Source organism: Methylobacterium sp. WL18 (genome assembly GCF_008040015.1).
In the GTDB taxonomy this organism is placed as follows: Bacteria; Pseudomonadota; Alphaproteobacteria; order Rhizobiales; family Beijerinckiaceae; genus Methylobacterium; species Methylobacterium mesophilicum.
The window spans coordinates 1-2,659 of sequence record NZ_VRVD01000643.1; the positions used below are offsets into that span (position 1 = coordinate 1).

Consider the following 2,659-nt stretch of genomic DNA (forward strand, 5'->3'; position numbering starts at 1 on the left):
GGCGCCCAGCCCCGCACCCTACCCCTCGGCCCCCAAAAACCGCACCGAATCCCGGTGCACCCGGTCGGCCATGGCGCGCACGCCGTTGGAGCGCTGCGGGGTCAGGTGCTCGCCCAGGCCCAGCTTGGTGTAGAGCGCGAAGGCGTCGGTCTCGGCGGCCTCGCGCAGGGGCTTTCCGTCGAACAGCGCGATCATCAGCGCCACGAGGCCGCGCACGATGTGGGCGTCGCTGTCGCCGCGCATGCGCAGGCGCGGCTCCGAGTCCGAGCGGTCGACGTCGAGGTCGATCCAGACCTGGCTGGCGCAGCCCTGGACCTTGTTGGCCTCGGCGTGCAGCGCCGGGTCCGGCGGCGGCAGGGCGCGGCCGAGTTCGATCAGGTAGCGGTAACGCTCTTCCCAATCGTCGATGAACGCGAAATTCTCGACGATGGTGTCGATCGGGGGAACCATGGTGGACCGGATCCGGACTTGGGCGGGGCCGCTATACGGCGCTGGGGGAGATCTGGCGACTCCCGCGCGATCCGCCAGGGGGCGCGGCGCCGGGGATCAGGTCTCCGGCGGCTGCGTCGGCGGCAGGGTCAGCATCAGGGGCGTGGCCGTGCTGGCATCGCCCGCGACCTGGATCTCGGCCTGGGCCGCGTAGGCCGCGATCAGGCGCGGCCCGAGCTTGGGGATGTTGGACCGTCCGGTGGCGGCCATCTCGCTGACCCCGGAGACGATCGAGACGCGCAGCGGCTGCCCCTCCGCGCGCTCGATCTCGATGGCGATCGAGCAGGCGACGTGCTCGGCGGTGGCGTCCAGGCACTCGGCCACGATCTCGGCGACGATCATGCCGAGCGCGTTGGCGGTGCGCGGTTCGACCAGCCCGGTGCCGGAGCCGCCGACCTGCACGCCGATCCGTCCGGCCCGGCGCAGCTGCCCGAGGCCCGAGGCCAGGCGATGCAGGTAGTCGTGCAGGTCGATCGACGCGATGTGGGGCGCCTCGTGCAGGTGCTGCTGCACCAGGGCGATCGCCCGCACCCGCTGGCCCAGCGCCTCGAAGCTGCCGCGGCACGGTTCCGGGGCGGCCCGCCCATACAGGCCGATCAGGCTGACCATCACCTGCAGGTTGTTGCGGACCCGGTGGTAGACCTCGGCGAGCAGCGCCTCCTTCTCGGCGAGCGCCTGCTCGATATGCTCCTCGGCGTGCTTGCGGTCGGTGATGTCGAAGCAGGAGCCGAGATAGCCCTGGAAGCGGCCGTCCTCCACCAGCGGGCGGGCGGTGTCGAGCAGCCAGCGGTAGACGCCGTCGTGCCGCCGCAGCCGGAATTCCACCGTGAACGGCGAGCGCGCCGCGAAGGCCTCCGAGACGATCTGGGCGTGGCGCTCGAAATCTTCCGGGTGCAGGCCGCTGCGCCAGCCGACGCTCAGCTCCTCCTCGAGGGGCCGGCCGGTGAAGTCCAGCCAGCACTCGTTGTGGTGCACCGCGTGGCCGTTCTCGTCCGAGCGCCACAGCATCAGCGGCACCACGTCGGCGAACCGCCGGAAGCTGTCGCTCAACGCGACGCTGCCCGTCACCGCAGCCCCGTGCGAAGGATCTCCCGCCTGGTCCGCCGCCGGCGGCGCAGCCATTCCGGACCCTGGTGGCTGACCGCCCATTCTGTACCCGACCCGCTGTGTCGAACTGTGTGAGACGCCGTGATTGGTTCGTGATTGCGCCGGTCAACGTGCCGGTCGGGTCCCCGTTCCGATCCCACGTTGCCGCTGCCGCCGTCATCCACACGGACCTGTGGATTCCCGCACGCGGCGGGGGGCGGGGGCTTTTTGGGGGGCTGCACGCACGTTCCTCGTCCGGCCGCGCTGCCGTCGACACGGGATGTGGGGTGCATCGTTCGTGCAGGCCGCAGCGCGCCCCCGCTCACGCGCGGGCCGGCCGATCCACGCCTTAACGGCCGAGCCGCGGATCCCCTCTCCCGTGCGCTACGATGTTCACGGATCTGCATCGGACACCGCCGCTCGGGACGGAGCGCGACCGGCTCCCTCTCCCGTGCGGGAGAGGGGACCCGCGCCTGATCCTCCGACCGTGTTGCCCAGACCGATCTGTGAATCCGCCAGCCCGAACGGGAGAGGGGGTTCGTCGCGCCCTATGAGGGCCGATCTGTGCGCATCTTCGCCCACACGGGGCGCGGGCGCGGCTCAGGCCCGGACCAGCTTCGAGACCACCGCCAGGAGCTGCTCCGGCTTGAACGGCTTGGTGATCCACCCGGTGGCGCCGGCGGACTTCGCCTGCTGCTTCACCGACTCGTCCGATTCCGTGCTCAGGAACAGGATCGGCACGCCCGCGCAGACCGGCACGGTGCGCAGCTGGCGGATCATCTCGATGCCGTTCATCACCGGCATGTTGAGGTCGGTGATCACCAGGTCGATCGCCCCGGCCTTCGCCTTGGCGAGACCCTCGGCGCCGTCCGCGGCCTCGATCACCGTGTGGCCGGCGGGGCTCAGCACGATCTTGATCATCTGCCGGATGCTGGGCGAATCGTCGACGGCGAGAACGGTGGCCATGGTGGGGCGCGGTCCTGGGATCAGAGAGCGGGGGTGGCGTCGAACGGGGCGTGCGGGGCGATGCCGGCGCGCCGGAACGCCGCCGCGGCCGTGTCGGGCAGGTTGGTCAGGTCCAGGG

General features: G+C 71.4%; 3 protein-coding genes. All 3 read right to left on the reverse strand.

Features of this window, described 5'->3' with window-relative positions:
* Positions 1-18: 18 nt before the first annotated feature.
* The 3 genes from FV228_RS26285 to FV228_RS26295 all read right to left on the reverse strand — a co-directional run bounded on the left by FV228_RS26285 (position 19) and on the right by FV228_RS26295 (position 2,541).
* Positions 19-450, reverse strand: a complete 432-nt coding sequence (locus tag FV228_RS26285) for a SufE family protein (protein WP_147857220.1) — start codon at positions 448-450, stop codon at positions 19-21.
* Between the two features lie 96 nt (positions 451-546).
* A complete protein-coding gene (locus tag FV228_RS26290) occupies positions 547-1,638 on the reverse strand; it encodes a PAS domain S-box protein (RefSeq protein ID WP_187277920.1) in 1,092 nt (363 codons plus the stop codon).
* 537 nt (positions 1,639-2,175) lie between these two features.
* Complete coding sequence (locus FV228_RS26295; protein ID WP_147857222.1) at positions 2,176-2,541, reverse strand: response regulator; 366 nt, start codon at positions 2,539-2,541, stop codon at positions 2,176-2,178.
* Between the last annotated feature and the right edge of the window lie 118 nt (positions 2,542-2,659).